Annotated in this window: 1 protein-coding gene; it reads right to left on the bottom strand. The window is 80.1% G+C overall.

The annotated features are described in order from the left end of the window. The coding region (locus MXD58_RS25200; RefSeq protein WP_250610140.1) for a galactokinase at positions 1-1,114 on the bottom strand (1,114 nt) is incomplete at both ends.

Genomic DNA, 1,114 nt, shown 5'->3' with positions numbered 1-1,114 from the left:
GGCGTGGCGAGCCCGCCGCGGGGGCCCCGGCGTCGCCGGCCCGGCGGGGGCTGACCCGGCGCAGCTGGAACAGCCCCGTGCCCTCGTTCAGCCAGTCCGGATCCGGAGACCCGGCGGGGGGGGGGGGGGGGGGGGGGGGGGGGCGGCCGCCCCCGCCCCCCCCCCCCCCCCCCCCGCCCCCCCCCCGCCCCCCCCCCCCCCGCACCCCCGCCCCCCCCGCGCCCCCCCACGACGTGCCGTCCACCGGCCGGCAGAGGTGGACGACCGCGTCCAGGCCGGTCCGCGCGCGGTAGGCCGGTGGGACGGCGGCCGCGAACGCCTCGGCGTGCTCCGCCTCGACGAGTGCGATCACGCAGCCGGCGAAGCCGCCGCCGGTCATGCGAGCGCCGTGACAGCCGGGCGCGACCCGGCAGGCGTCCACCGCGGCGTCCAGCGCGGGGCTCGACACCTCGAAGTCGTCGCGGATGGACCGGTGCCCGTCGAGCAGCACCTCGCCGGCGCGGGCCAGGTCGCCACGCGCCAGGGCCGCGGCGAACTCCCGGACCCGCTGGTTCTCGGTGATGACGTGCCGGGCGCGGCGCAGCGCGACCGGGTCGAGGCGCGTCGGTGCGTCGGCGGGCAGCCCGTCGTCGAGCTCACGCAGGCTCGCGACGCCCAGGCCGGCGGCGGCGCGGGCGCATTCGGCGCGCCGCTGGGCGTAGGCGCTGGTCACCAGTTCCCGCCGGGTGCCGGTGTCGATGACCGCCACGAGGGCCGCGGGCGGGATCGCAATGGCGGTGATGCCTAGGTCGCGGACGTCGATCCGCAGGGCGTGGCCGGCGGTTGCCCCCGCGCAGGCGATCTGATCGAGCGGGCCCGTCGCGGCACCCACCCACAGGTTCTCGGCCCGCTGGGCGAGCGCGGCCGCGGCGAGCGGGTCCCAGTCCAGGGCCCAGGTGAGATGGCAGGCCCTCGCCACGGCGAGTTCGAGGGCGGCGGATGACGACAGCCCGGCGCCCATCGGCAGGTCGCTGGCCAGCGCGCCGCACCAGCCGCGGGTGACGGGCACGGGGTCGGCGAGCGCCCCGACGGTGACGACGACGCCTTCGACGTACCCGGCCCAGCCCTCCTGGGC

This window comes from Frankia sp. AgKG'84/4, from assembly GCF_023242965.2.
GTDB lineage: Bacteria > Actinomycetota > Actinomycetes > Frankiales > Frankiaceae > Frankia.
The sequence above is the reverse complement of the archived record's forward strand: the minus strand, read 5'-3'. Positions and strand labels throughout refer to the sequence as shown.